Consider the following 24,433-nt stretch of genomic DNA (forward strand, 5'->3'; position numbering starts at 1 on the left):
GCCGTGCGTCAGGCAGCGGCCTCGTGCGCGGCCCCTATCGGCTTCATCGCCTCCGCGGCGATGGTGAAGGAGCGCAGCCGGGCCGCATGGTCGTGGATCTGGCCGGTGAGGATCACCTCGTCGGGCCGGTAGGTCTCGACGAGCCTCGCGAGCTGGGTCTGCACCGTGGCGGGCGAGCCGGTCGCCGACACCGACAGGGCATCGTCGACCATCGCCTTGGCCATGGGATCGACCCGCGCCTCGAAATCCGTCACCGGCCGCGGCAACGGTCCCGCCTGACCGGTGCGCAGATTGACGAAGGCCTGCTGCATCGAGGATTTCAGGATCCGGGCCTCCTCGTCGCTGTCGGCGGCGAAGACGTTGATCGCCAGCATGAAGTGCGGATCCGGCCAGCGCTCTGACGGGCGGTAGGTGTCGCGATAGACCTCGATCGCCTGGTCGAGGGCGGCCGGTGCGAAATGCGAGGCAAAGGCGTAGGGCAGGCCGAGATGCGCCGCGAGCTGGGCGCCGTAGAGGCTGGAGCCGAGGATCCACACCGGCACCCTGGTGCCCGCGCCGGGGATCGCCCGGACCTTCTGGCCGGGCCCCGCGGGCTCGAAATAGCTGATCAGCTCGACGACGTCCTGCGGGAAGTTGTCGGAATTGTCGAGGCTGCGCCGCAGCGCCCGTGCCGTCAGCATGTCGGTGCCCGGCGCCCGCCCGAGGCCGAGATCGACCCGGTCGGGGTAGAGCGTCGCCAGGGTGCCGAACTGCTCGGCGATCACCAGCGGCGCATGGTTGGGCAGCATCACCCCGCCCGCGCCGATCCGGATCGTCGCGGTCTGGCTCGCCACGTATCCGAGCGCCACGGCGGTAGCGGCGCTGGCGATGCCGGTCATGTTGTGGTGCTCGGCCATCCAGAAGCGCCGGTAGCCGAGCGCTTCGGCGTGCCGCGCCAGCGCCGCCGAGTTGCGCAGCGCATCCGCGGCCGTGCCGCCTTCCGGAATCGGGGAAAGGTCGAGAACGCTGTAGGGAACCATGGGACGGCCTTCGAAGGTTGAACTTTGGTCTAAGGTGGCGACGAAAGCGCCTCGCAACAAAGGGTATGAACGCAGATTGATCCGTAATGTGAACAATCAGGCTTGCATTGAAACCGCCGACCGGAAACTAGGAACCCAGGTGAGGAACATTCCGGGAGGTATGTCATGGGCTCTGGTTTCCTGTTCGCGATGGCGCTGCTGCCGATCGCGATCGTCTTTCTGCTGCTGGTGGTCATGCGACGATCAGCAAAACTGGCGATGCTGATCGCCTATCTGGCGACGGCAGCGCTCGCCCTGACCGTCTGGGACCAGGCCGTCGGCACCGTCGCCGGCGCTACCATCAACGGCCTCGTCACGGCCCTCACACTGCTGTTCATCATTTTCGGTGCGATCCTGGTTCTGCAGACCGTGCACGAGAGCGGTGCGATCCGGGCCATCCGCCGCGGCTTCACCGAACTCTCGCCGGACCGGCGCATCCAGGCGATCATCATCGCCTGGCTGTTCGGCTCGATGATCGAGGGCGCGTCCGGATTCGGAACGCCCGCCGCCGTCGCCGCGCCGCTGCTGGTGGCGATCGGCTTCCCGGCCATGGCCGCCGTCCTGGTGACGCTGATCATCCAGTCGACGCCGGTCTCGTTCGGCGCCGTCGGCACGCCGATGCTGGTCGGCGTCAACACCGGCCTCGGCGGCAACGAGGGCGTGCTGGCCTCGATCGCGCCGATGCCGCTGATCGACTACGTCTATGCCGTCGCCGCCAATGTCGCGATGGTGCATGCCCTGGTCGGCTTCGTCATCCCGCTGATCATGGTCGGCATGCTGACCCGCTTCTTCGGCGCCAACCGGTCGTTCATGGAAGGCTTCCGGGTCTGGAAGTTCGCGCTGTTCGCCGGCTTCGCCTTCACGGTCCCGTATTATCTCGTGGCCTGGCTGCTCGGCCCCGAGTTTCCGTCGCTGCTCGGTGGCCTCATCGGCCTTCTGATCGTCGTGCCGGCGGCCCGCCGCGGCTTCCTGCTGCCGAAGGACCGGTTCGAGTTTCCCGAGCGCGCCGGCTGGAACGGCCACTGGTTTGGCACGCTGAAGGCGGCTGAGGCCGAGGAGGTCATCGCGGCGCGGGACGGCGGCGCGCAGATCTCGCTGCTGCGGGCCTGGTCGCCCTATCTGATCATCGCGGTCCTGCTGGTGCTCACCCGTGTCATCGCGCCGCTGAAGGCGGCGCTGACCTCGCCGGAGGCGACGCTCGCCTTCAACGACCTGTTCGGCTCGGGGATCAACGCGACGGCGCAGCTGCTCTATTCGCCGGGCACCGTGCTGATCATCGCCTCGCTGCTGTCGGTGCTGATCTTCAGGATGAGCGGCAAGGCCTATGCACGGGCCTGGGCCGGCTCGGCCAAGACCATGGTCGCCGCCGCCCCGGCTCTGCTGCTGGCGGTGCCGATGGTGCAGGTGTTCCTCAACACCGGCCGCGGCCCGATGGAGTCGATGCCGCTGGTGCTCGCCGAGGGCGTCTCCAGCGTCGCGGGCTCGGCCTGGCCGCTGTTCGCCCCGCTGCTCGGTGCGCTCGGCGCGTTCATCGCCGGGTCGAACACGGTGTCGAACATGATGTTCTCGCTGTTCCAGTTCTCCGCGGCGGAACAGATTGGCCTCGGCGCTGCGGGCGCGATGATCGTCGTCACGCTGCAAGCCGTAGGCGGCGCCGCCGGCAACATGATCTGCGTCCACAACGTCGTCGCCGCCTCGGCGGTGGTCGGCCTCACGGACCGCGAGGGCGAGGTGATCCGCATGACGCTGATCCCCATGGCCTACTACGTCGTGCAGGCCGGCCTGATCGGCATGGCGCTGATCTATGGCGGGTTCTGGGGCATCCTGGCGGTGGTCTGGCTGGCGGCGGTGCTGGCTGCCATGGCCTTCAACAAGGGCCGCCAGAAGACCGTCGCGGGCGCGCCGGTGCCGGCGGAATAAGCGGCGGCCACCGTACCGAACAGAAAAAGGCCCGGCGGAGCAATCCGCCGGGCCTTTTTGTTACAATCGAACATCGACAACGGGAATATCATCGAGTTTATGTACGAGCATGCAGAATGCAATTATACGATCGGCTCTAAGCCTGCTCCGTAGTACCTATCTCGGTTAGTCCGAATAATCTTAAATCCCTCTAGTCCAGGGTAAGGCATATCGAGAAGCTTCTCATCGTCCGAATATGACACCACAGCTCTGACAAAGTTAAAATTCATATCAGGGCCAGACTCGATTACGAGATGGCCCTCTTCGAGACGATAATTTGGCGAGATCGCTCCGCGTACTCGCTCGCAGATTAAATTACCGGCGCGAGTTAGCTCCAAAACGAGATCTTCAACGAGATCGACATGATATAAAAATTTCCGATGAAGAGAATGATATAAATCCGGATCCCAACTTTTTATCTTGTAAAACTGCTCTGTCCATAGCATATCGCCTCGGCGAACTGAGTGTCTATGGAATACCTCGTGCAAATCCGATAATATAAGCCTAAAATTGATAAAGGCGCGCTCAAGTTCGATCGATTTACCTGGCCAGACCCGCGCTAGAAGCCATCGGCGCAGTTTGTCGTGATCGATATCTACATCCCTGAATATCGAAGGGATTCCGCTGCCAAGCATGTGGCTTGTCCAGACATCCCAGTCATTAACGTGGGCGAGTTTCTCCCAATTTTCTACATAACCAGCATATGTTTCATCAGATAATAATCTCTCTCGATCAATATTGAGAGTATGCGCAACCCACTGTTCATGTTCGAATTTAATCCGGTGGAGTTCGTCGACCGTGTACTTATCTGTTTGCGCGTCGATGACCCTATGGTGGTTGCGGCAGCATAGTATGAGATTTGGGTAAGAATCTCGGTCGATCTGCCGCATATTCGGATTGGCGCGCGGACCGATATCCGAGTCAGAGACGATGTGACAGTTTTCTCCCACGAGCGTTGGGCTGCCAGCAAGTAGGTCATCTTCAAACACAACCGCTCGACACTCAGGTAACGAACAGCGCCCCGCTGCCCGCCCCCAAAGAGTTTTCTGTGCTTTAAGTCCGACGGCCATTGTTGCCGCGTTACCGCCCGTCGCGCTTGGCCAGCGTGCGCAGGCGCAGGGCGTTCAGGCGGATGAAGCCGGCGGCGTCCTTCTGGTCGTAGGCGCCGTGGTCGTCCTCGAAGGTGACCAGCGCGTCGGAATAGAGCGATTTCGGCGAGGCGCGGCCCTCGACGATGACATTGCCCTTGTAGAGCTTCAGCGTCACCGTGCCCTCGACATGCTGCTGGCTGTGGTCGATCGCCGCCTGCAGCATCTCGCGCTCGGGGGAGAACCAGAAGCCGTTGTAGATCAGCTCCGCATAGCGCGGCATCAGCTCGTCCTTGAGGTGGCCGGCGCCGCGGTCGAGGGTGATCGACTCCATGGCGCGGTGGGCGACCAAGAGGATGGTCCCGCCCGGCGTCTCGTAGATGCCGCGCGACTTCATGCCGACGAAGCGGTTCTCGACGAGGTCCAGCCGGCCGATGCCGTTGTCGCGGCCGAGATCGTTCAGCGCCGCCAGCAGCTCATGCGCCTTCATCGTCTTGCCGTCGATCGAGACCGGGTCGCCCTTGGCAAAGCCGATGGTGATCGTCGTCGCCTTGTCCGGCGCATCCTCGGGGCTGACCGAGCGCTGGAAGACGTAAGGCGGCGGCGCGACGTTCGGATCCTCGAGCACCTTGCCCTCGGAGGAGGAGTGCAGGAGGTTGGCGTCGACCGAGAACGGCGCCTCGCCGCGCTTGTCCTTGGAGACGAGGATCTGGTTCTTCTCGGCGAACTCGACGAGGTCGGTGCGCGACTTGAACTCCCATTCGCGCCAGGGCGCGATCACCTTGATGTCCGGGTCGAGCGCGTAGGCCGACAGTTCGAACCGCACCTGGTCGTTGCCCTTGCCGGTGGCGCCGTGGGCGATGGCGTCGGCACCGGTCTCGTGGGCGATCTCGACGAGGCGCTTGGAGATCAGCGGCCGGGCGATCGAGGTGCCGAGCAGGTAGGTGCCCTCGTAGACCGCATTGGCACGGAACATCGGGAAGACGAAGTCGCGGCAGAATTCCTCGCGGACGTCGTCGATATAGATCTCCTTGACGCCCATCATCTCGGCCTTCTTGCGGGCCGGCTCGAGCTCCTCGCCCTGGCCGAGATCGGCGGTGAAGGTGACCACCTCGGCGCCGTATTCGGTCTGCAGCCATTTCAGGATGATCGAGGTGTCGAGCCCGCCCGAATAGGCGAGCACGACCTTCTTGACGTTGCGATGCTGTACCATGTGAACTCTTCCGTCGTGGCGTTTGCACCGCCTCTAGCGCAAAGCGCGGCCGGAGGGAAACGGCGGCGGCCGGCTGATGCCGGTGACTCGTGGCGAATGCCTCTGGCCATCGCCGGGGCGGCGGCATAAAGCTGCTGACCGGTACGCCCGCGCGGGCGATCCTGTCCCGGTCCCGCCGCTTTCCGCGGCCAGCAGGCGAGAGCCGCCATGACCTTCCTGCCCGATCTGCCGACCCTCGTCGCCTTTTCCATCGCCTGCTTCGTGCTGACCATCACGCCCGGGCCGGACATGACGCTGTTTCTCGGCCGGACGCTGGCGGGCGGGCGCGCGGCGGGGATCGCCGCCTATGTCGGTGCCTCCACCGGCTCTCTCATTCACACCACCCTGGCCGCCATCGGGCTTTCGGCCCTGATCGCCGCTTCACCGGAAGCCTTCCTGCTGCTGAAGATCGTCGGCGCCGGCTACCTCATCTTCCTTGCCGTCCAGGCGATCCGCTCCGGCTCGAGCTTCAAGGTCGATGCGACGGGCAAGATGAAGAAGCCGTCGCTGATCGCCAGCTGGCTGACCGGCATCGGCATCAACCTTTCCAACCCGAAGATCATCCTGTTCTTCGTGACCTTCCTGCCGCAGTTCGTGGCGGTGGGCGATCCCGATGCGGCCGGCAAGCTGTTTTTCCTGGGGGTCTACTTCATCCTCTTCGCGACGCCGTTCGCCCTGGCGATGATCGTCGCGGCGGACAAGCTCGCGGCCACGCTGAAGCGCCGCCCGAAGATCACGCGCGCCATCGACTGGATCTTCGCCAGCGTGTTCTCGGCTTTCGCGGTGAAAATCCTGACGACCCAGGGGCACTGACGCCGGCGCGCCAGGTCTCCGCTGTCAGGCGTAGGCGTAGGGGCCGCCGCGCTTCAGCCCCTGGCGGAAGGCCGGGCGGGCATGGATGCGCAGCAGGAAGTCGCGCAGGCGCGGCCGGTCCTCGTAGCCGAAGCGCTGGGCGGCGGCCTCGACCGGGAAGCTCATCATGATGTCGGCGACGGAAATCTCCGGACCGGCGAACCAGCCGGTCGCGCCGAGCGAATGCTCCCAGTGGTCGAGATGCAGCTTCAGCTGCGGCAGCACCAGCAGTTCGTCGACCTTCTGCATCGACGCCTTGAGGAGCGGGCGCACGAAGAACGGCGCGCGCGCCGGGATCATCTGCAGCACCAGCATCAGGAACAGCGGCGGCATCGCCGATCCCTCGGCGTAATGCAGGAAGTGGCGGGCCTGCCAGTAGTCCTCGGTGTCGTTCGGCGGCATCAGCCGCCCCTCGCCGTGGCGGGCGAGGATGTATTCGACGATGGCGCCGGTCTCGGCGATGGTGCGGGCGCCGTCGGTGAGGATCGGCGACTTGCCGAGCGGATGGATCTGCCGCATCGCCTTGGGCGCCTGCATGTCCTTGCCCCGCTCGTAGCGCTTGACCTCGTACGGGACCCCGAGCTCCTCCAGCATCCAGAGGATGCGCTGCGAGCGGGAATTGTTCAGGTGGTGGATGGTGATCATCGGCGCCAATCTGCCGTGCGAGCGGGTTTCGGCAAGGCCCGCGGGACGAGGGCCCGGGTCGGGAGGGTGACCGGCCCGATCAGAGTCCGGCGGCCTGGCGCAGGGCGGCGTTGATCCGGTCCTGCCAGCCCGGCCCGTCCTCCTGGAAATGCGCCAGCACGTCGCGGTCGATGCGCAGCGACACCATTTCCCGGCCGGCGGGTATCGCGCCCGGCGTTTCGCGCACGCGGCCGGTGGCGGCGGGCGAGGCCGGCCGGAACATCGCCTCGGCGGCTTCGCGGGGGTCGAGCGGGCGTCGTGCCATGTGTTCTATCCTTCAGGCGTGGGAGCGGAAACCGGCTGCGCGCCGCTGCGGCGCCATCGCCCGGCCCGGTGGCCGGCGATGATCCAGTAGACGAGCGCGAAACAGATCGAGGCGACGAGGATGGCGGTCTGGACGCTCATGTGCGGCACGTCGCGCCCGTAGGTCGCAAACAGCACCGCGACGCCGCCGAGCAGCCCCGCGGCCAGATGCAGCACGACCGAGGAAAGCGCGAAGAGTTCCGTCGCCACGACGAAGAACGCGAAGGGCAGCAGGACGACCGAGCCGATCTGCGCGGACTGGGCGGCGAAGGCGATCGTCGCATGGAACAGGAAGACCGGATCCACGACGCCGCCCGGCGGGAGCTCCAGGAACGGCCAGAGCAGCGCGAAGGCCGCCGTCAGGCAGGCCGCGACGAAGCCGAAGGGGATCACGAACAGGAAGCGCAGGACCGTGCTCATTGGCGATGCATACCTGCAGCGGCCGCGCTGCGCGAGCCATGACCGGCGGGATCGAACGACGGGGCGACCGGCGGCGCCATCGTCAGCCGGCGGCGAGCTCGCTGACGCGGGCCGATTCCATCGCCACCCGGTCGCCCTTCTTCATGCGCTCGGATTCCGACTTCAGCTGGCCGCAGGCGGCGAAGATGTCGCGGCCGCGCGGCGTGCGGATGGGCGAGGCGTAGCCGGCCTGGTTCACCACATCGGCGAAGCGCTCGATCTGGGCCCAGTCCGAGCACTCGTAGGCGCTGCCCGGCCATGGGTTGAACGGGATGAGGTTGATCTTGGCGGGAATGCCGTTGAGCAGGCGCACGAGTTCCCGCGCGTCGGCGAGGCTGTCGTTGACGTCCTTCAGCATCACGTATTCGAAGGTGATGCGGCGGGCATTGGAGACGCCCGGATAGTTCCGGCAGGCCTCGAGCAGCATCTTCAGCGGATATTTCTTGTTGATCGGCACCAGCTCGTCGCGCAGTTCGTCGCGCACGGCATGCAGCGAGATGGCGAGCCCGACGCCCATCTCCTCGCCGGTCGGCGCGATCATCGGCACGACGCCGGAGGTGGAGAGCGTGATGCGTCGCTTCGACAGAGCGAGGCCCTCGCCGTCGGAGACGACGGCCAGTGCCTGGCGGACATTGTCGAAATTGTAGAGCGGCTCGCCCATGCCCATCATCACGACATTGGAGACGAGGCGCCCTTCCGACGGCAGGATGCCGCCTTCCGGCGTCGCGGCATCGGGAAAGTCGCCGAGCCGGTCGCGCGCGACCATGACCTGGCCGACGATCTCGTCCGGCGTCAGGTTGCGGACCAGGCGCTGCGTTCCGGTGTGGCAGAAGGTGCAGGTGAGGGTGCAGCCGACCTGGGAGGAGACGCAGAGCGTGCCGCGGCCCTCCTCGGGAATGTAGACGGTCTCGATCTCCACCGGTCGGCCGGCGCCGCGGGCGGGAAAGCGGAACAGCCACTTGCGGGTGCCGTCGACGGAAATCTGTTCCTCGACGATCTCCGGCCGGGCGATCGTGTAGGCGGCATCGAGCGCCTGGCGGAGGGTTCCGGCGACATTGGCCATCTGCCCGAAATCGGCGACGCCGCGCACATAGAGCCAGTGCCAGAGCTGCGCGACGCGCATCCGCACCTGGCGCTCGGGGACATCCAGCGCGCGCAGCACCGTTGCCAGGCCCTCGCGGTCCATGCCGATCAGCGACGGCTTCTCGCCGGCCGCCGGCATCGCCGCGGCGGGCACGCGGGGCCGGGTATCGGGCGAAGCGAGGTCGAGCGAAAAGGCCATAAGTTCCTCGGCCGGGCTGCCGGCCAGTCTCGTCACAGAGGGAATGATCCTGTCACATGACGCTTTCCGGCCGGTTTCGCAAGGTTCCAGCCCCTCCGAACAGCAAAACGCCGGGCTGCGGCCCGGCGTTGCACGTCATTACGGAGCCGAAAAAAGCGCGATTATCGGCAATCGCTGATCGAGTTCAGCGCCGCGGTCACGCCGGACAGCGAATAGGTGTAGCTGGTCGCGGTGCCGCGCTGCGAGGTCGCGTCGACCTTCATGCTGCGTCCGGCCTTCAGGGCGGCAACGAGCTGCGGCTCCTCGGCGGCGTTCTCCATCCAGGCCGACTCGCCCTTCACGAACATCGAGAAGTCCTTGCCGTCCACGTCGACGGTGACCTTCGAGCCTTCGCGCAGCGGATAGCCCATCACCACCTGCGGCTCGTAGGAAACCCCCTGGCCGGGCTTCTGCGACACCAGGAAGAAGATGTCGCCGTGATCGACGCTGGAGGGCGACATCTGGGTCGGCGTCGACAGGATGTAGCAGACCTTGCCGGCGGTATCGTCGTAGGAATAGGTGCCCCAGGCATTGAACTGGCTGATGCGGGTCGGTGTCTGGGCGGCGCCCGCCGCGCTCGAGAAGATCAGAATGGCCGCGGTAGCCGTCAGGACGTTCTTGAGTTGCATGGTTCCCCGCTCGTTCGGTGCGTGCATCATTGGAAATGGTCGCGGCCGGTGCCGCGATCGGCGCCGGTCCCGGTGGCGAATGTCCCGATAGACTAGGCCGAAGCCCGTTTATCTCTGGTTAACGAAAGCCGAATGACCGCGAGACGTTTCGCGGGAAGGGTTCGCTGTCCGCTGCGCGGCCGGGCCGGCTGAACATACCGACGCTGAATGAGGGGCAAAATCGGGCGACAGTTTGGCGGCAGGGCGGCGGGCGGATTACGGTCTCGTAAGGTTCGGCGTGCCGGGCGCCCGGCCGATGCGGTCAGGGCCGCATCTCGCCCAGCGTCTCGCGCGCCTTCACGTAGTGCTCCGGCTTGATGTTCTGGCGCACGGCACGGAACGCGGCCCACATCACCGCAATGTCGTCGGTGAAGCCGATCCCGAACAGGAAGTCCGGCATGATGTCGAAGGGCAGGACGAAATAGGCGAGCGCCGCCAGCAGCACGCCGCGGCTGGCGCTGGGCGTCCGCGGGTCGATGGCGCAGTAATAGGCGGCGATGACGTCTTCCATGAAGGGGACGTAGCGCAGCGCCCGCCGCGCCGTGTCGAAGAACGAGGCGCGGACCTCATGCTCCTGGCGCGCCTGCTCCTCCTCGGTTCCCGGCCGCAGCACCTGGTCGATATCGAGCGTCTTCGGGGCCATCCGTTCCTCCATCTGTCGCCAGCTAGATGGAACGGCGCGGCCACCGGCTCAAGGGCCTCGGTCAGCCATACTGGCTGGCGAGCGACCCGTATCGCATGTCGCCATACGCTTCCTCGGGGCGGGCCGGCGTCTCGAGCGGAAAGGCTTCCTCGAGCAAATATGGTCCGCCGCCTACGGAGTCGCGGGCCGAGAACAGGCCGAAGCGCGCCACCTTGATGGCGGGCGTCCGGAAGCCGGCATTGCGCGCCAGATAGCGCGCGACGTCCTCGGGCTTGGGCTGGCGCAGCCGCGCCAGGGTGACGTGCGGCAGGAACTTGCGCTGGTCGGCGGGCAGTCCGAGCCGGCGGCAGATCCGGTCGATCTCGGCCTGCAGTTCGGCGAGTTCCGGCGATGCCTCGACCTCGGCGTGGATGGAACGCGGCTTCCGGCTGCCGAAGGCGGCGAGGCCGCGAAGGGCGATGGAGAAGCCCGGCCGCGCCACCCGGTCCAGCGCCGCGACGATCTCGTCGGCGAGCCGCGGCTCGACGTCGCCGATGAAGCGCAGCGTGAGGTGGTAGTTCTCCGGATCGATCCAGCGCGCCGACGGCAAGCCGCCGCGGAGCAGGGACAAGGGGAAGGCAAGCGCCTGGGGAATTTCGAGGGCGGTGAACAGTCTCGGCATCGGAGGGTCCTTCCGTGCGTCATTGCCTTCACAAGGAAAGACTTTCATCCCGGGAGCCATGTTTCAAGGACAGGGCAGCCCTGCAGCGGCGCAATCACCGTTGTCGGTGACGCAATGCACAATTATCTTGGCGGCTTCTGGGGAGGCCCAGTCCGGGGAGGACGAAACGAAGGCATTCACCGCATGTCGCTACTCGCCATCCCCCGAAGCGCCGCACCGACGGCGCAGGCCGCCAACGACGCGCCCGCCGTCTCCATCCGCCGCCTGCACGCCCGCGAGACCGACCTCCTGCTCGCGCATCTGATGCGCCTCGACGGGGAGGCGCGGCGACTGCGCTTCGGCAACCCGGTCAACGACCACTTTCTCGAGCGTTATGCCGCCCTGGCGCTCGGCGCCGACGCGCTGATCATGGGCCTGTTCGCCGACGGCACGCTGCGCGGCGTCGCCGAGCTTCGCTATCTGACCGGCTCCCACAGCGAGGCCGAGGGCGCCTTCTCGATCGAGAAGGCGTTCCAGGGCCTCGGCTTCGGCGACCGCCTGTTCGGCCGGCTGATCGCCTCGGCGCGCAATCGCGGTGTCCGGCGGCTGTTCCTCACCTGCCTGCGCGAGAACCGCCGGATGCAGGCCATCGCCGCCAAGCACGGCGCCGATCTCAGCTTCGTCGCCGGCGACGTGACGGCGGAGATCCGCCGCCCCTACGCCGATGCCGCCAGCATCGCCGAGGAATGGGCCGACGAGAGCGAGGCCTTCGTCTTCGCCATGATCGACTGGCGCCAACGCCGGCTCGATTTCCTCACGCGGCCGCTTCAGCGGCTGGCCGAGAGCCTCAATCCGTCGCACGCCGGGCGATGATCGCGTCGAGGCTCTCGCGGATCAGCGGCAGCATGCGCTCGACGATCACCGCGACACCTTGCGGGTTCGGGTGCATGGCGTCGTCCTGGTTGAGCGAGGCTTCCGACGCGACGCCGTCGAGGAAGAACGGGTAGAGCGGGACGCCGTATTTCTCAGCGAGCCGGGGATAGATCGCGTCGAATTCGCCCTGGTAGTCGCTGCCCATGTTCGGCGGCGCCAGCATGCCGGCCAGGATGACGTCCTGCCCGCGCTCTGTCAGCGTCGCGAGGATCCGGTCGAGATTGTCGCCGGCGATCTGCGGCGACACCCCGCGAAGGGCGTCGTTGGCACCCAGCTCGACGATGACGAGGTCGGCGCTTTCCGGCACCGACCAGTCGAGACGCGCGAGCCCGCCCGTCGTCGTATCGCCCGACACGCCGGCATTCGCCACCGCGACGTCGTAGCCTGCCGCCCGAAGCGCCGCCTCGAGCTGTTCGGGAAACGCCTCGCCCGGCCCGACGCCGTAGCCGGCCGAGAGGCTGTCGCCAAAGGCGACCACCTCGATCGTCTCGGGTCCGGCCGGCGGCGCCGGCTGCTGCGCGACCGCCGCCAGCGGCAGCGCCAGCCATGACAACAGCGTGAGAGCGGCGAGGATCGGTTGGCAGCGCTGCATTGCACACCCCATATAGCGCGAGCCCCGGAGGCGGCCCTCTAAGGCCGGATATAGGAACGAGCGATCTTGGCGGAACCCGCAGTACGATTACGAAACGTTCATCTGACCCTCGGCGCCGGCCGCAGCGCCGTCCACGTACTGAAGGGCGTCGACCTGTTCGTCGAGCGCGGTGAGTCGGTCGGCATCGTCGGGCCCTCGGGTTCGGGCAAGTCGACGCTGCTGATGGTGCTGGCCGGGCTCGAGCGGGCCGACGAGGGCGAGGTCGAGATCGCCAGCCAGTCGCTGATCGGACTGAGCGAGGACCAACTGGCGGCATTTCGCGGCCGCAATGTCGGCATCGTCTTCCAGTCCTTCCACCTGATCCCCAACATGACCGCGCTGGAAAACGTCGCGGTGCCGCTGGAACTCGCCGGCCATTCCGACGCCTTCGAACGGGCGGAGCGGGAGCTCGGCCAGGTGGGCCTCGCCGACCGCATCACCCATTATCCGGGCGAACTCTCCGGCGGCGAGCAGCAGCGCGTCGCCATGGCGCGAGCACTGGCGCCGGAGCCGGCGATCCTGATCGCCGACGAGCCGACCGGCAATCTCGACCAGGAGACCGGCCGGCAGGTGGCGGACCTTTTGTTCGCCGAACGCGAGAAGCGCGGCATGACGCTGGTGCTGGTCACCCACGATCCGAGCCTCGCGCATCGCTGCGAGCGAGAGATCGCCGTGCGCTCCGGCGAGATCCATGACGACCGCATGCGTTCCGGCATGGCGCCAGCCCGTACCATCGAGACGCTGGAAAGCCGGCCGGCATGAGCGCGGTGGAATCGGCGCCTGCCGCCGCCCGCGTACGGCCGGAGCCGGTCGGGCGCGGCGGGCGCCTGGCGCTGGCCTTCCGCTTTGCCCTGCGCGAGATGCGCGGCGGCCTGTCCGGCTTCTACATCTTCCTTGCCTGCATCACGCTCGGGGTCGCGGCGATCGCTGCGGTGAATTCCGTCGCGACGATGATGACCACCGGCATCGCCGAGCAGGGCCGCTCGATTCTCGGCGGCGACCTGCGCTTCGAACTCACGCAGCGGCAGGCGACGCCTGCGGAGATGCAGTATCTCGAGGGGCTGGGCACGGTGGCCCGGTCGGCGGACCTGCGCTCGATGGTGCGGCTCACCGACGGCAGCGACCAGTCGCTCACCGAGGTGAAGGCCGTCGACGGCGCCTATCCGCTCTACGGGACCCTCGAGACGACGCCCGACGCGCCGCTGGCCACGCTGCTCGGCGAACGGGACGGCCGCTTCGGTGCCGTCGCCGCGCCGGAACTGTTCGACCGCCTCGGCATCGAGCCGGGCGCGCGGGTGCGGCTCGGGGATGCCGAGATCGAACTGCGCGGCGTCCTCGACCGCGAGCCCGACGTCCTCTCCGACGGCTTCAACTTCGCGCCGCGACTGATGCTGTCGCTGGACGGGCTGGCGGCCAGCGGCCTGGTGCAGCCCGGCAGCCTGGTCGAGTACCAGTACAAGGTGCGGCTCGCGCCGGATCGGGCCGGCGAGGCCGAGGCGATCATGACGGCGGCCAACGAGCAGTATCCGGAGGCCGGCTTCAGCATCCGGACCTCGGCGGAGGCGGCGCCCTCCCTCCAGCGCAATATCGAGCGCTTCTCGCAATTCCTGACGCTGGTCGGTCTCACCGCGCTGATCGTCGGCGGGGTCGGGGTGGCGAATGCCGTCAACGCCTATCTCGACTCCAAGCGGCCGGTGATCGCGACCTTCAAGAGCCTCGGGGCGGGCGGCAATTTCGTCGTCGCGGTCTACCTCATCCAGATCATGACGCTCGCGGCCCTTGGCATCGTCATCGGCCTGGTGCTCGGGGCGATCGCGCCGTTCGTCACCGCGCAGTTCCTGGAATCCGTCATCCCTGTCGCGGCCAGCGCCTCGGTCTATCCGCTCGACCTCGCGCTGGCGGCGCTGTTCGGCGCCCTGACCGCGCTGGCCTTCGCGCTGCTGCCGCTCGGGCGCACCCGCGACGTCGCGGCGACCGCCCTGTTCCGCGAAGCCGGCACGGCCGGCTTTTCCCGCATGCGCTGGAGCTATCTGGCGGCGGCGCTTGGCCTCGCCGCACTGATCGGGCTGCTGGCGCTGGTCATGGCCGGCGACAAGCGGGTGGCGCTGGTCTTCCTGATCGGCACGGCGGCGGCGTTCCTGATCCTGCGCTTCGTCGCGATCGGCATCGAATGGCTCGCGGCACGGGCGCCGCGCGTGCGCTCGACGCCGCTGCGGCTGGCGCTCGGCAACATCCATCGGCCGGGATCGCTGACCGGCTCGGTGGTGCTGTCGCTGGGGCTCGGCCTGACGCTGCTGGTGACGCTCGCGACGATCGACTACGACCTGCGCCGGGAGATCGGCAGCGGCATGGCCTCGCGGGCCCCGGACTTCTTCTTCGTCGACATCCAGAACGGCGAGGTCGATGCCTTCCGCAAGACGATCGAGTCCCTCGCGCCGGGCGCGACGCTCGATGCCGCGCCGATGCTGCGCGGCCGCATCACCCGGCTGAACGACGAGGACGTCGCCACGATGGAGATCCCGCCGGAAGGCGGCTGGGTGCTGCGCGGCGACCGCGGCATCACCTACGCGACGACCCTGCCGGAGAACTCGACGATCTCCGACGGCGAATGGTGGCCGGCGGACTACGACGGCGAGCCGCTGGTGTCGTTCTCGGCGGAGGAGGGGGGCGAGCTCGGCCTGTCGGTCGGCGACACGCTGACCGTCAACGTGCTCGGCCGCAACATCACCGCCCGGATCGCCAATTTCCGCAGCGTCGAATGGGAATCGCTGTCGATCAATTTCGTCATGGTGTTCTCGCCCAACGCCTTTGCCGGCGCACCGCATTCCTGGCTGGCGACACTGGCCATGCCGGAGGGCGGCGAGGCGGCGGAGAAGGCCGTCCTCAACGGCGTCACCAACGCCTTTCCGTCGGTGACCAGCGTCCGGGTCAAGGACGCGCTCGACGCGGTCAACGGCCTGATCGCCCAGCTGGCGCTGGCGATCCGCGTCGCAGCGGCGGTGGCGCTCGTCGCGTCGGTGCTGGTGCTGTCGGGCGCGCTCGCCGCCGGCAACCGGGGGCGCGTCCACGACGCCGTGGTGCTGAAGACGCTGGGGGCGACGCGCATGACGCTGATCCGGGCGTTCGCGACGGAGTACCTGCTGCTGGGGCTGGCCACCGGCCTGTTCGCCATCGCGGCGGGGGCACTCGCCGCCTGGTTCGTGGTCGCGCAGATCATGCAGCTGCCCTACGTGTTCGACTGGACGGTGGCGCTGACGACGCTCGTCGTCTCGCTGGTGCTGACCGTCGGCTTCGGCCTTGCCGGCACCTGGCGGGTGCTCGGCCAGAAGGCGGCGCCGGTGCTGCGCAATTTGTGAGCCCAAGCGTCCGGATGCGCTGCATATCCTAAGTGACGTTTAATATTTCCGTGGCGCTGTCGGGCGCGGCCGCCCGATAACGCAGAATTAATCCCGTTCCGGCGGTATTTCGCGGCAGTGCGGCGTCGGCGACTTGTGCAGATGGACGCCGATCCGCATATTATCCCCAGGATCGCTGGGCGTCCCGCCAGCGGCGCCTCACCGCCTCGCCTTCGGGCCGGGCCGGTGGACACCGGACGGGACACGCAGAAAGGATTGCTAAAGCAATGGCTGAATATCGGAATCCCGGGGTACGGACCGTACCCGCGGCCGGTGCAAGGGCGGACATCGACCAGGGCCTCCGCACCTACATGCTGAAGGTGTACAACCTGATGGCAGCCGGCCTCGCCCTCACGGGCGTTGCTGCATATCTTCTCTATGCGCTTTCCGTCACGGTCGAGCCGACCGCCTACCAGGTGCGGCCGGACCTCTATCTGACGGATCTCGGCTACACGGTGTTCGTGTCGCCGCTGAAATGGGTGCTCATGCTGGCGCCGCTGGCGATGGTGTTCTTCCTGTCGTTCCGCGTCCACAAGATGAGTGTGGCGGCGGCGCAGACGACCTTCTGGATCTACGCCACGATGGTCGGCCTGTCGCTCGCGACGATCTTCCTCGTCTACACGCAGGAATCGATCACCCAGGTGTTCTTCATCACGGCCGCCTCGTTCGGCGCGCTGTCGCTCTGGGGCTACACCACCAAGCGTGACATCTCGGCCTGGGGCTCCTTCCTGTTCATGGGCGTGATCGGCCTGGTCATCGCCATGGTCGTGAACATCTTCCTCGCCTCGCCGGCGCTGACCTTCGCCATCTCGGCGATCGGCGTCCTGGTGTTCGCCGGCCTCACCGCCTACGACACCCAGCAGATCAAGGAAATGTACTACGAGGGCGACGGCTCTGCCGTCATGGGCCGCAAGGCCGTGATGGGCGCGCTGCGCCTCTATCTCGACTTCCTGAACATGTTCCTGTTCCTGCTGCAGCTGTTCGGCAATCGCAATTAAGCTGGGCGACAGCGACTGACGAAAGGGCGGCCCTCGGGTCGCCCTTTTCTTTGGCCGGTACTTCTGCAAGATCGGTACACGGTCGGGACCCCGGCCCCGCGCCGGCCGCTGCCCGCGCTTTTCGCGCGGCCGGCCGACCCCCTCTTTCGATGCAGTAGATCATGAGCGCCCACACGATCCGCCCCGCCCGCCCCGAGGATGTCCCGGCCCTTCGCGACATCTACGAGGAGGCCGTCCTCAACGGCACCGCCACCTACGAGCTGGTCCCCCCGGACCTCGCCGAGATGCGCGCGCGCTTCGCCGCGATCACCGACGTCGGCTACCCGTTCATCGTCGCCGAAGACCACCATGGCACCGTGCTCGGCTACGCCTATGCCAGCGCCTTCCGGCACCGGCCGGCCTATCGTTGGTCGGTCGAGGATTCGATCTACCTGGCGCCGGAAGCCCGGGGCCGCGGCATCGGCCGCGATCTGCTGACACGGCTCGTCGAGCTGTGCAGCGAGAGCGGCTTTCGTCAGATGATCGCGGTGATCGGCGGGGCCGACAACGAGGCGTCGATCCGGGTGCACCGGCGCGCCGGCTTCCGCATGATCGGGACGTTCGAGGGTTCGGGCTTCAAGTTCGGCCGCTGGATCGACACGGTGCTGATGCAGATGCAGCTCGGCGACGGCAAGACGTCGCTGCCGGACGAGACGGCATTTCCGGGAACGCTCTACGGCGGGTGAGGGGACCGGCCGGTCAGGCTTTGTCGGCGAGCGCCAGCGCCTTGTCGAAGACCTGCAGCACGTTCGCCAGGTCGTGGCCGCGCTTCATCACCAGCCCGCCGGCCGCAACCACCTGGTAGGCGCCCTGCTTGCGGGCGAGCTTGGGATTCTTCTCGATGCGGTAGAGCGGCATCTCGCTGGTGCGGCGGAACACCGAGAACACCGCGCGCTCCTTCAGCATGTCGATGGCGTAGTCGCGCCATTCGCCGGCCGAGACCATGCGTCCGTAGATGCGCAGGATCTGCGACAGCTCGCGGCGATCGAAGGAGACCACGGGATTTCGGGAACGGTTGTCGGGAAAGGCGAGAAGATTGGCCGCCGCGTCACCGTTCGTCGCGAAATCCTGCAAGATGAGACCCCTCGTCCGATCCGTCTGCGCCGTCCTGAGGGCGCGTGTCGTGTCCCCAAGATAAGGGTCGGGACGGGCGATGCAACCGGAAGCCTCGCCTCCCTGGCCCGCAAAGGGGACGGGCGCCGGCCAAGGCGGCCCGCCTGCCGCTACTCCGGGGAAAATTCCAGCTGCGCCGCCGCGATGATCGGGCCCGGCGCACCGTCGGCGGTCACCGACTGCAGGATGGCGGCGCAGCCGAGCTTGCGCTTGTCCGGTCCGAACAGCGTCACCAGCGGCAGGTCGATCTCCATCGTCTCGCCGGTCCACATGCCGAGCACCCGCCAGTCCTTGACGGCATGGGTGTTGGCCAGCGTGTGGCCGCTGTTCTCGCCGCGTTCGACGGCGACGGGCGCCTCGTCGACGAAGGTCACGAGCATCAGCACGGGCGTCTGCCCGCCCGGGCTGGCGGCGGCGCCCTTGGCGGTGATGTGCAGCCGGTCGGCGACGACCGACAGATCTATATTGGCGGCCGAGGCGCGGGCCGGAAGCCCTTCGGCCTCGAGCAGGCGGCGCAGCTTGGCCTCGTGTGAGCCGACCACCGCGGCCTTGCCGTTGACCACCGCCTGCGGCGTGTAGATCGTCGTCGTCGCGAAGGATTTGGCATAGGCGCGCTGGCGATCGGTGTTCGCCGCCGAGCCGAACGTGTCGCGCCAGCCGATATAGTCCCAGTAGTCGACGTGGTAGGCGAGGGCGAGGATGCCCGGCTCATCGGCCAGCCGGGTCAGCAGCGCCTCGGCGGGCGGGCATGACGAGCAGCCCTGGCTGGTGAACATCTCGATGACGTGGGTGACCTGCTTGACGATGGCCTCGCCCGCGACGGCCGGGCGGGCGGCGGCGCCGACGATCAGCATCGCCAGGAGCGCGAGGGCGTGTCCCCCGCCGGGCGTCCGGCTCACGCAGGCCACGCCGGGTTTCCGCTCGCCCGTCCCGTGTCCGGGCGCAGAGATGTCTCGTCGGCTTTCATCATGGACGCGAACCTACCGACGGAGGCGAACACCCTCCAGTCAATTGCGGGTGAGAGAGCCGCCAGCGTCGGCCCTCGCGCAGGTTGCGGCAGGGCGGCGCGGGGAGCGCCGCCCATGTCCGGGTCAGGCGGCGAGGCGCCGCAGCACGTAGTGCAGGATGCCGCCATTGCGGTAGTATTCGAGTTCGTCCAGCGTATCGATCCGGGCCTGGATCCTGACGCTGTCGACCGTGCCGTCGGCGCGTTCGATCTTCGCCTCCAGCACCTCGCGCGGCTTGAGCGTGGCGAGGCCCTCGATGGTGACCTTCTCGTCGCCCTTGAGACCGATGGACTTCCAGGACGTGCCTTCCTCGGCGAAGACGAAGGGCACGACGCCCATGCCGACGAGGTTCGAGCGGTGGATGCGCTCGAAGCTCTCGGCGATCACCGCCCTGACACCGAGCAGGTTGGTGCCCTTGGCCGCCCAGTCGCGCGACGAGCCGGTGCCGTATTCCTTGCCGGCGAAGACCACCAGCGGCACGCCTTCTTCCTGGTACCTCATCGCCGCGTCGTAGATCGGCATCACCTCCCCGTCGGGGAAGTGCTTGGTCATGCCGCCCTCGATGCCGTCCAGCATCTGGTTCTTGATGCGGATGTTGGCGAAGGTGCCGCGCATCATCACCTGGTGGTTGCCGCGGCGCGCACCGTAGGAGTTGAAGTCGACCGGGCGGACCTGGTGGCTGACGAGATAGTCGCCGGCCGGGCCGTTGGCCTTGATCGAACCCGCCGGCGAGATGTGGTCGGTGGTGATCGAATCGAGGAACAGGCTGAGGATGCGGGCGCCGTGCACGTCGGTGACCGGCTCCGGATCCATGGTCATGCCCTCGAAATAGGGCGGGTTCTGCACGTAGGTCGAGCGGTCGTCCCAGTCGTAGGTCAGGCCGCCCGACACCTCGATCGTCTGCCAGTGGGCGTCGCCCTTGAAGACGTCGGCATAGCGCTCCTCGAACATCTGGCGGGTGACCGTCTCGCGGACGATCTCGGCGATCTCCTGGGTGGTCGGCCAGATGTCCTTCAGGAATACGTCGTTGCCGTCCCGGTCCTTGCCGAGCGGTTCCTTGGTGATGTCGACGAACATCGACCCGGCGATGGCATAGGCGACGACCAGCGGCGGCGAGGCGAGGTAGTTCGCCCGCACGTCCGGGTTCACCCGGCCCTCGAAGTTGCGATTGCCCGACAGCACCGAGCAGGCGACGAGGTCGTTCTCGGTGATCGCCTCGGAGATCGGCTCCGGCAGCGGGCCGGAATTGCCGATGCAGGTGGTGCAGCCATAGCCGACGAGGTTGAAGCCCATGGCGTCGAGATCGGCCTGCAGGCCGGCCTTCTCGAGATATTCCGTCACCACCTGGCTGCCCGGCGCGAGCGAGGTCTTCACCCAGGGCTTCACGGTCAAGCCCTTGGCGTGGGCCTTGCGGGCGACGAGCCCGGCGGCGACCAGCACGTTCGGGTTCGAGGTGTTGGTGCAGGAGGTGATCGCGGCGATCACGACATCGCCGTCGGAGATGCCGTGGTCGGTGCCGGCGACCGGATGGCGGGCCGGCGGGGCGTCGAATGCGCCGGTCGCGCCTTCGGCGACGTAGCGGGATTCGGCGGTGGTCTGCGTGTCGGCGGCCTTCTTGCGCCCGCCCTGCAGTTCGACGAGGGCGGTGCGGAAGGCGGCAGCCGCGTCGGTCAGCGCCACGCGGTCCTGCGGGCGCTTCGGTCCGGCGAGCGACGGCACGACCGTCGACAGGTCGAGCTCCAGCGTGTCGGTGAAGACCGGATCGGCGATGCCGTCCTCGCGGTACATGCCCTGCGCCTTGGCATAGGCCTCGACCAGCGCGATGCGGTGCTTGTCGCGGCCGGTCGCCTCGAGGTAGGCGAGCGTGTCCTTGTCGATCGGGAAGAAGCCGCAGGTGGCGCCGTATTCCGGCGCCATGTTGCCGATCGTCGCCTGGTCCTCGAGGGTGAGGTTCGACAGGCCCGGGCCGAAGAACTCGACGAACTTGCCGACGACCTTCTTCTTGCGCAGCATCTCCGTGACGGTGAGCACGAGGTCGGTCGCCGTGGTGCCCTCCGGCAGCTTGCCGACGAGACGGAAGCCGATGACCTCGGGGATCAGCATGGAGATCGGCTGGCCGAGCATGGCCGCCTCGGCCTCGATGCCGCCGACGCCCCAGCCAAGTACCGACAGGCCGTTGACCATGGTGGTGTGCGAGTCGGTGCCGACCAGCGTGTCCGGATAGGCGATGGTCTCGCCGTTCTCTTCCCGGGTCCACACGGTCTGCGCGAGATATTCGAGGTTCACCTGGTGGCAGATGCCGGTGCCGGGCGGCACGACGCGGAAATTCTCGAAGGCTTCCGAGCCCCAGCGCAGGAAGGTGTAGCGCTCGCCGTTGCGGCCGTATTCGGCGTCGACATTGCGCTCGAAGGAGTCCTTCTGGCCGAAGAAGTCGACCATCACCGAGTGGTCGATGACGAGATCGACCGGCACCAGCGGATTGACCTTCTTGGGGTCGGCGCCGAGCTGCCGCGTCGCGTCGCGCATCGCCGCGAGGTCCACGACGGCGGGAACGCCGGTGAAGTCCTGCATCAGGACGCGCGCCGGGCGGTAAGCGATCTCGTGCCCGGCCGTGCCCTTGTCGTGGATCCAGTTGGCGACGGCACGGATGTCGTCGGCCGTGACGGTGCGGCCGTCCTCGTTGCGCAGCAGGTTCTCCAGCAGCACCTTCATCGAGAAGGGAAGCCGCGAGGCACCCGCGAGGCCATTCCGTTCGGCCTCCTGCAGATCGTAATAGACGTAGTCCTTGCCCTCGACGGTGAGGGTCTTGCGGCTGTGGAAACTGTCGGATGCGTTGGACATATGGCTTCGTTCCTTCTCGAACCAGGATGGAGTCCGAAGGGCGAACGGCCTTGAGCGCAGCGGAAAAGCGCTCGAAGATGCGGGTGCGACCATTTCCGCTAGTCCGCCCCGGTTCCGCTGGTGCCAGGCGGGAACCTTGAGATCGGCGCTGAAAATTTCCACTCCGGTCGCTGGCGTGGTTGCCGTCCTCATAACGAAGTTTGTAACGCCTATAAAGGGTGTCGGACGGTCATGTTGAATTTGTGCCGCGACCGGCGCCGCAAGGGGATGCGAGGGCGGATGATCAGGGCAGCGAAGCGCGGCGAGCCGAGGCCGTCGCCGGCCGCGGGGACCGGAACGACGGGCGCTCCCGGGTGAGCGGCCTCGCCATCACGGTATCCGGCCTGACGATCGGGCGCGGCAGCACCGCCGTCGCCGGCCCGCTGGACCTGTCGCTCGCGGGCGGCGAGGCGCTGATCGTCACCGGGCCGAACGGCGCCGGCAAGTCGACGTTGCTGCGCACGCTGGCCGGGCTGCTGCGGCCGCTGGCCGGGCGAATCACCGTCGCCGGCGCCACGGCGCCCGACGGCGAGCCGGCGCGAGGGATTGCCGAGATCGCCCATTATGTCGGCCATCGCAACGCCATGAAGCCCTCCGTCGGCGTCGGCGACAATCTGCGATTCTGGGCGCGTTTCCTGGGCGGGCCGGGGCTTGCCGTCGAGGAAGCGCTGGAGGCGGTGGGCCTGCCGGGCCTCGCGCATCTGCCCTTCGCCTATCTATCCGCCGGTCAGCAGCGCCGCGTATCGCTGGCGCGGCTGCTCGTCGCCCAGCGGCCGGTGTGGATCCTCGACGAGCCGACGGCGGCGCTCGACACGGCCTCGCAGGCGCGATTCGCCGGGCTGATGGCCGGCCATCTGGAAGCCGGCGGCACGGTCATCGCCGCGACGCACCAGCCGCTCGGGCTGGTCGGAGCGCGTGAGCTGCAGCTCACGCCGGCGGCGGATCGCCCCGCCGAAACGGGCCGCGCTATCGCCGAGGCGGACCTCGCAGCCGCCGAGGGCTGGCTGTGACGGCGGTATTCTGGCGCGACCTGAGGCTCGCGATCTCCGGCGGCGGCGGCGCGATGACCGCGGTGATCTTCTTCCTCGCCGTCGTCGCGACCGTGCCCTTCGGCGTCGGGCCCGACCTCAACCTGTTGTCGCGGATCGGGCCGGCGATCCTGTGGATCGGCGCACTGCTGTCCACGCTCCTGACGCTCGACCGGCTGTTCCAGGCCGACCGCGAGGACGGCACGCTCGACCTGATGCTCACCGGCTCGACGCCGATGCCGCTGGTGGTTCTGGGCAAGTGCCTGGCGCTGTGGGCCGCCTCCGGCCTGCCGCTGGTGCTGGCGGCCCCGGCGCTCGGCCTGTTCCTGGCGCTGGAGCCGACGGCGATCGGCGCGGTCACGCTGACCCTGCTCGCCGGCACGCCGGCGATCACCTTCATCGGCGCGGTCGGGGCGGCCGTCGCCGTGGCGCTGCCGCGCGGCGGGCTGCTGGTGTCCGTGCTGGTGCTGCCGCTGGCGATCCCGGTGCTGATCTTCGGCGTCTCGGCCACCTATGGCGCGGTGAACGATCCCGACCCGTTCCTGTCGCCCTTCCTGATCCTCGTCGCGCTGACGCTGTTCTTCGGCGCGCTGGGCCCGATCGCCGCGGCCGCGGCACTCAAGGCAGGCGGCGACTGACCGCGACGATCGGCCGGTTCTTCCTTTGGCCGGAATCGTGCTGTTTACGGTAAGGTTCGAACCATCCTAAACTCGGGGCCATGACCGACCTCTCCGCTGCCAAGCCGTCGCGCTTCGCGATCCTCGCCAACCCGACGCGGTTCCTCGACCTGTCGGGCCGGCTGCAGCCGTGGCTCTATGCGGCGGCGCTGTCGGCGCTGGTCGTCGGCCTGACGCTCGGCTTCACGGCTCCGCCGGACTACCAGCAGGGCGCCACGGTGCAGATCATGTTCATCCACGTGCCCTTCGCGTGGCTGTCGATGATGGTCTGGACGGTGATGAGCCTGTCGGCTCTCGGCACGCTGGTCTGGCGCCATCCGCTCGCCGATGTCGCGGTCAAGGCCGCGGCACCGATCGGCGCGGTGTTCACCGCCCTGGCGCTGATCACCGGCTCGATCTGGGGCCGTCCGATGTGGGGCACGTGGTGGGTGTGGGACGCCCGGCTGACCTCGGTCTTCGTGCTGTTCCTGATGTATCTCGGGCTGATCGCGCTGACCCGGGCGCTCGACGATCCCGGCAAGAGCGCCAGGGCCGCGGCGATCCTCGTCCTCGTCGGCTTCGTCAACATTCCGATCATCAAGTTCTCGGTGGACTGGTGGAACACGCTGCATCAGTCGGCGAGCGTCATCCGCGCCGACGGCCCGGCGATGCCGGCGGTGTTCCTGACGCCGCTGCTGGTCTCGGCGCTGGGCTTCACGCTGCTGTTCTTCGCCCTGCATTTGACGGCGATGCGCAGCGAGGTGCTGCGCCGACGCGTCGCCGCCCTGTCGCGGCTCGCCGCCCGCCGCGCGGACGGCTGAGGGAT

General features: G+C 67.6%; 24 protein-coding genes. 10 read left to right on the plus strand and 14 right to left on the minus strand.

What is annotated here, in order from left to right:
- Positions 1–8 precede the first annotated feature (8 nt).
- Positions 9–1,019 carry an LLM class flavin-dependent oxidoreductase gene (locus LXB15_RS20255; RefSeq protein ID WP_233950149.1) on the minus strand — a complete coding sequence of 337 codons (1,011 nt, stop codon included), beginning with the start codon at positions 1,017–1,019 and terminating at the stop codon, positions 9–11.
- A 165-nt stretch (positions 1,020–1,184) separates the two neighbouring features.
- On the opposite strand from LXB15_RS20255, the gene LXB15_RS20260 reads away from it, so the two are divergent.
- Entirely contained in the window at positions 1,185–2,978 is a 1,794-nt protein-coding gene (locus LXB15_RS20260) for an L-lactate permease (RefSeq protein WP_233950150.1), read from the plus strand.
- Between the two features lie 122 nt (positions 2,979–3,100).
- Here the strand turns inward: LXB15_RS20260 and LXB15_RS20265 are convergent, their stop codons facing one another.
- On the minus strand, positions 3,101–4,087 hold the full coding sequence (locus tag LXB15_RS20265) for a hypothetical protein (protein WP_233950151.1): 987 nt from the start codon (positions 4,085–4,087) through the stop codon (positions 3,101–3,103).
- A 10-nt stretch (positions 4,088–4,097) separates the two neighbouring features.
- Positions 4,098–5,318, minus strand: coding sequence for an argininosuccinate synthase (locus LXB15_RS20270; RefSeq protein ID WP_233950152.1), 1,221 nt, complete (start codon positions 5,316–5,318; stop codon positions 4,098–4,100).
- 207 nt (positions 5,319–5,525) lie between these two features.
- Between LXB15_RS20270 and LXB15_RS20275 the strand changes: the two genes are divergently transcribed.
- Positions 5,526–6,170, plus strand: a complete 645-nt coding sequence (locus LXB15_RS20275) for a LysE family translocator (protein WP_233950153.1) — start codon at positions 5,526–5,528, stop codon at positions 6,168–6,170.
- A gap of 24 nt (positions 6,171–6,194) precedes the next feature.
- Here the strand turns inward: LXB15_RS20275 and LXB15_RS20280 are convergent, their stop codons facing one another.
- The 7 genes from LXB15_RS20280 to thpR form a co-directional block, all read right to left on the minus strand.
- Positions 6,195–6,854, minus strand: coding sequence for a glutathione S-transferase family protein (locus LXB15_RS20280; RefSeq protein WP_233950154.1), 660 nt, complete (start codon positions 6,852–6,854; stop codon positions 6,195–6,197).
- Between the two features lie 79 nt (positions 6,855–6,933).
- Entirely contained in the window at positions 6,934–7,158 is a 225-nt protein-coding gene (locus tag LXB15_RS20285; RefSeq protein WP_233950155.1) for a BrnA antitoxin family protein, read from the minus strand.
- 5 nt (positions 7,159–7,163) lie between these two features.
- Positions 7,164–7,616: a hypothetical protein gene (locus LXB15_RS20290; RefSeq protein WP_233950156.1), complete on the minus strand. Its 453-nt coding sequence runs from the start codon at positions 7,614–7,616 to the stop codon at positions 7,164–7,166.
- Positions 7,617–7,698: 82 nt separating this feature from the next.
- Positions 7,699–8,937: a 23S rRNA (adenine(2503)-C(2))-methyltransferase RlmN gene (gene rlmN / locus LXB15_RS20295; RefSeq protein WP_233953268.1), complete on the minus strand. Its 1,239-nt coding sequence runs from the start codon at positions 8,935–8,937 to the stop codon at positions 7,699–7,701.
- 161 nt (positions 8,938–9,098) lie between these two features.
- The gene (locus tag LXB15_RS20300) at positions 9,099–9,605 is read right to left on the minus strand and encodes an invasion associated locus B family protein (RefSeq protein WP_233950157.1); all 507 of its coding nucleotides are present in this window, start codon (positions 9,603–9,605) and stop codon (positions 9,099–9,101) included.
- Between the two features lie 301 nt (positions 9,606–9,906).
- Complete coding sequence (locus LXB15_RS20305) at positions 9,907–10,287, minus strand: YkvA family protein (RefSeq protein ID WP_233950158.1); 381 nt, start codon at positions 10,285–10,287, stop codon at positions 9,907–9,909.
- A 61-nt stretch (positions 10,288–10,348) separates the two neighbouring features.
- Entirely contained in the window at positions 10,349–10,948 is a 600-nt protein-coding gene (gene thpR / locus LXB15_RS20310) for an RNA 2',3'-cyclic phosphodiesterase (protein WP_233950159.1), read from the minus strand.
- 183 nt (positions 10,949–11,131) lie between these two features.
- Here thpR and LXB15_RS20315 point away from each other — a divergent pair, with 183 nt between their 5' ends.
- Complete coding sequence (locus LXB15_RS20315; RefSeq protein ID WP_233950160.1) at positions 11,132–11,800, plus strand: GNAT family N-acetyltransferase; 669 nt, start codon at positions 11,132–11,134, stop codon at positions 11,798–11,800.
- Here LXB15_RS20315 and LXB15_RS20320 read toward each other — a convergent pair.
- Complete coding sequence (locus LXB15_RS20320) at positions 11,775–12,452, minus strand: arylesterase (protein ID WP_233950161.1); 678 nt, start codon at positions 12,450–12,452, stop codon at positions 11,775–11,777. The two genes, LXB15_RS20315 and LXB15_RS20320, sit on opposite strands and share 26 nt — an antisense overlap.
- A 66-nt stretch (positions 12,453–12,518) precedes the next feature.
- Here LXB15_RS20320 and LXB15_RS20325 point away from each other — a divergent pair, with 66 nt between their 5' ends.
- From LXB15_RS20325 to LXB15_RS20340, 4 genes are all read left to right on the plus strand, one after another.
- Positions 12,519–13,253 carry an ABC transporter ATP-binding protein gene (locus LXB15_RS20325; protein WP_233950162.1) on the plus strand — a complete coding sequence of 245 codons (735 nt, stop codon included), beginning with the start codon at positions 12,519–12,521 and terminating at the stop codon, positions 13,251–13,253.
- On the plus strand, positions 13,250–15,847 hold the full coding sequence (locus tag LXB15_RS20330; protein WP_233950163.1) for an ABC transporter permease: 2,598 nt from the start codon (positions 13,250–13,252) through the stop codon (positions 15,845–15,847). The genes LXB15_RS20325 and LXB15_RS20330 overlap by 4 nt, the downstream gene beginning before the upstream one ends.
- Before the next feature lie 266 nt (positions 15,848–16,113).
- On the plus strand, positions 16,114–16,884 hold the full coding sequence (locus LXB15_RS20335; protein ID WP_233950164.1) for a Bax inhibitor-1/YccA family protein: 771 nt from the start codon (positions 16,114–16,116) through the stop codon (positions 16,882–16,884).
- 161 nt (positions 16,885–17,045) lie between these two features.
- Positions 17,046–17,609, plus strand: coding sequence for a GNAT family N-acetyltransferase (locus LXB15_RS20340; RefSeq protein WP_233950165.1), 564 nt, complete (start codon positions 17,046–17,048; stop codon positions 17,607–17,609).
- 13 nt (positions 17,610–17,622) lie between these two features.
- Here the strand turns inward: LXB15_RS20340 and LXB15_RS20345 are convergent, their stop codons facing one another.
- The 3 genes from LXB15_RS20345 to acnA all read right to left on the minus strand — a co-directional run bounded on the left by LXB15_RS20345 (position 17,623) and on the right by acnA (position 21,884).
- The gene (locus LXB15_RS20345) at positions 17,623–17,997 is read right to left on the minus strand and encodes a DUF2794 domain-containing protein (RefSeq protein WP_233950166.1); all 375 of its coding nucleotides are present in this window, start codon (positions 17,995–17,997) and stop codon (positions 17,623–17,625) included.
- 149 nt (positions 17,998–18,146) lie between these two features.
- The gene (locus tag LXB15_RS20350) at positions 18,147–18,935 is read right to left on the minus strand and encodes a thioredoxin family protein (protein WP_233950167.1); all 789 of its coding nucleotides are present in this window, start codon (positions 18,933–18,935) and stop codon (positions 18,147–18,149) included.
- Between the two features lie 192 nt (positions 18,936–19,127).
- Positions 19,128–21,884, minus strand: a complete 2,757-nt coding sequence (gene acnA / locus LXB15_RS20355) for an aconitate hydratase AcnA (RefSeq protein WP_233950168.1) — start codon at positions 21,882–21,884, stop codon at positions 19,128–19,130.
- A gap of 353 nt (positions 21,885–22,237) precedes the next feature.
- Between acnA and ccmA the strand changes: the two genes are divergently transcribed.
- The 3 genes from ccmA to LXB15_RS20370 all read left to right on the plus strand — a co-directional run bounded on the left by ccmA (position 22,238) and on the right by LXB15_RS20370 (position 24,428).
- Positions 22,238–22,933: a heme ABC exporter ATP-binding protein CcmA gene (gene ccmA / locus LXB15_RS20360; RefSeq protein ID WP_370640139.1), complete on the plus strand. Its 696-nt coding sequence runs from the start codon at positions 22,238–22,240 to the stop codon at positions 22,931–22,933.
- Positions 22,930–23,589 (plus strand): heme exporter protein CcmB, encoded by a 660-nt coding sequence (ccmB, locus tag LXB15_RS20365; RefSeq protein ID WP_233950169.1) that lies wholly within the window; start codon positions 22,930–22,932, stop codon positions 23,587–23,589. Before ccmA ends, ccmB begins: the two co-directional genes overlap by 4 nt.
- Positions 23,590–23,669: 80 nt before the next feature.
- The gene (locus LXB15_RS20370; protein ID WP_233950170.1) at positions 23,670–24,428 is read left to right on the plus strand and encodes a heme ABC transporter permease; all 759 of its coding nucleotides are present in this window, start codon (positions 23,670–23,672) and stop codon (positions 24,426–24,428) included.
- Positions 24,429–24,433 lie beyond the last annotated feature (5 nt).

It is taken from the genome of Aurantimonas sp. HBX-1, assembly GCF_021391535.1.
Taxonomy (GTDB): domain Bacteria; phylum Pseudomonadota; class Alphaproteobacteria; order Rhizobiales; family Rhizobiaceae; genus Aurantimonas.

Excerpts from the sequence above, each read along its gene's own strand:
- LXB15_RS20330 (WP_233950163.1), top strand. The coding sequence starts at position 13,250 with ATGAGCGCGGTGGAATCGGCGCCTGCCGCCGCCCGCGTACGGCCGGAG.
- LXB15_RS20280 (WP_233950154.1), bottom strand. The coding sequence starts at position 6,854 with ATGATCACCATCCACCACCTGAACAATTCCCGCTCGCAGCGCATCCTC.
- LXB15_RS20315 (WP_233950160.1), top strand. The coding sequence starts at position 11,132 with ATGTCGCTACTCGCCATCCCCCGAAGCGCCGCACCGACGGCGCAGGCC.
- LXB15_RS20260 (WP_233950150.1), top strand. The coding sequence starts at position 1,185 with ATGGGCTCTGGTTTCCTGTTCGCGATGGCGCTGCTGCCGATCGCGATC.
- acnA (WP_233950168.1), bottom strand. The coding sequence starts at position 21,884 with ATGTCCAACGCATCCGACAGTTTCCACAGCCGCAAGACCCTCACCGTC.
- LXB15_RS20320 (WP_233950161.1), bottom strand. The coding sequence starts at position 12,452 with ATGCAGCGCTGCCAACCGATCCTCGCCGCTCTCACGCTGTTGTCATGG.
- LXB15_RS20255 (WP_233950149.1), bottom strand. The coding sequence starts at position 1,019 with ATGGTTCCCTACAGCGTTCTCGACCTTTCCCCGATTCCGGAAGGCGGC.
- LXB15_RS20370 (WP_233950170.1), top strand. The coding sequence starts at position 23,670 with ATGACCGACCTCTCCGCTGCCAAGCCGTCGCGCTTCGCGATCCTCGCC.
- LXB15_RS20285 (WP_233950155.1), bottom strand. The coding sequence starts at position 7,158 with ATGGCACGACGCCCGCTCGACCCCCGCGAAGCCGCCGAGGCGATGTTC.
- LXB15_RS20340 (WP_233950165.1), top strand. The coding sequence starts at position 17,046 with ATGAGCGCCCACACGATCCGCCCCGCCCGCCCCGAGGATGTCCCGGCC.
- LXB15_RS20335 (WP_233950164.1), top strand. The coding sequence starts at position 16,114 with ATGGCTGAATATCGGAATCCCGGGGTACGGACCGTACCCGCGGCCGGT.
- LXB15_RS20265 (WP_233950151.1), bottom strand. The coding sequence starts at position 4,087 with ATGGCCGTCGGACTTAAAGCACAGAAAACTCTTTGGGGGCGGGCAGCG.
- LXB15_RS20275 (WP_233950153.1), top strand. The coding sequence starts at position 5,526 with ATGACCTTCCTGCCCGATCTGCCGACCCTCGTCGCCTTTTCCATCGCC.
- thpR (WP_233950159.1), bottom strand. The coding sequence starts at position 10,948 with ATGCCGAGACTGTTCACCGCCCTCGAAATTCCCCAGGCGCTTGCCTTC.
- LXB15_RS20300 (WP_233950157.1), bottom strand. The coding sequence starts at position 9,605 with ATGCAACTCAAGAACGTCCTGACGGCTACCGCGGCCATTCTGATCTTC.
- rlmN (WP_233953268.1), bottom strand. The coding sequence starts at position 8,937 with ATGGCCTTTTCGCTCGACCTCGCTTCGCCCGATACCCGGCCCCGCGTG.
- LXB15_RS20290 (WP_233950156.1), bottom strand. The coding sequence starts at position 7,616 with ATGAGCACGGTCCTGCGCTTCCTGTTCGTGATCCCCTTCGGCTTCGTC.
- LXB15_RS20270 (WP_233950152.1), bottom strand. The coding sequence starts at position 5,318 with ATGGTACAGCATCGCAACGTCAAGAAGGTCGTGCTCGCCTATTCGGGC.
- LXB15_RS20305 (WP_233950158.1), bottom strand. The coding sequence starts at position 10,287 with ATGGCCCCGAAGACGCTCGATATCGACCAGGTGCTGCGGCCGGGAACC.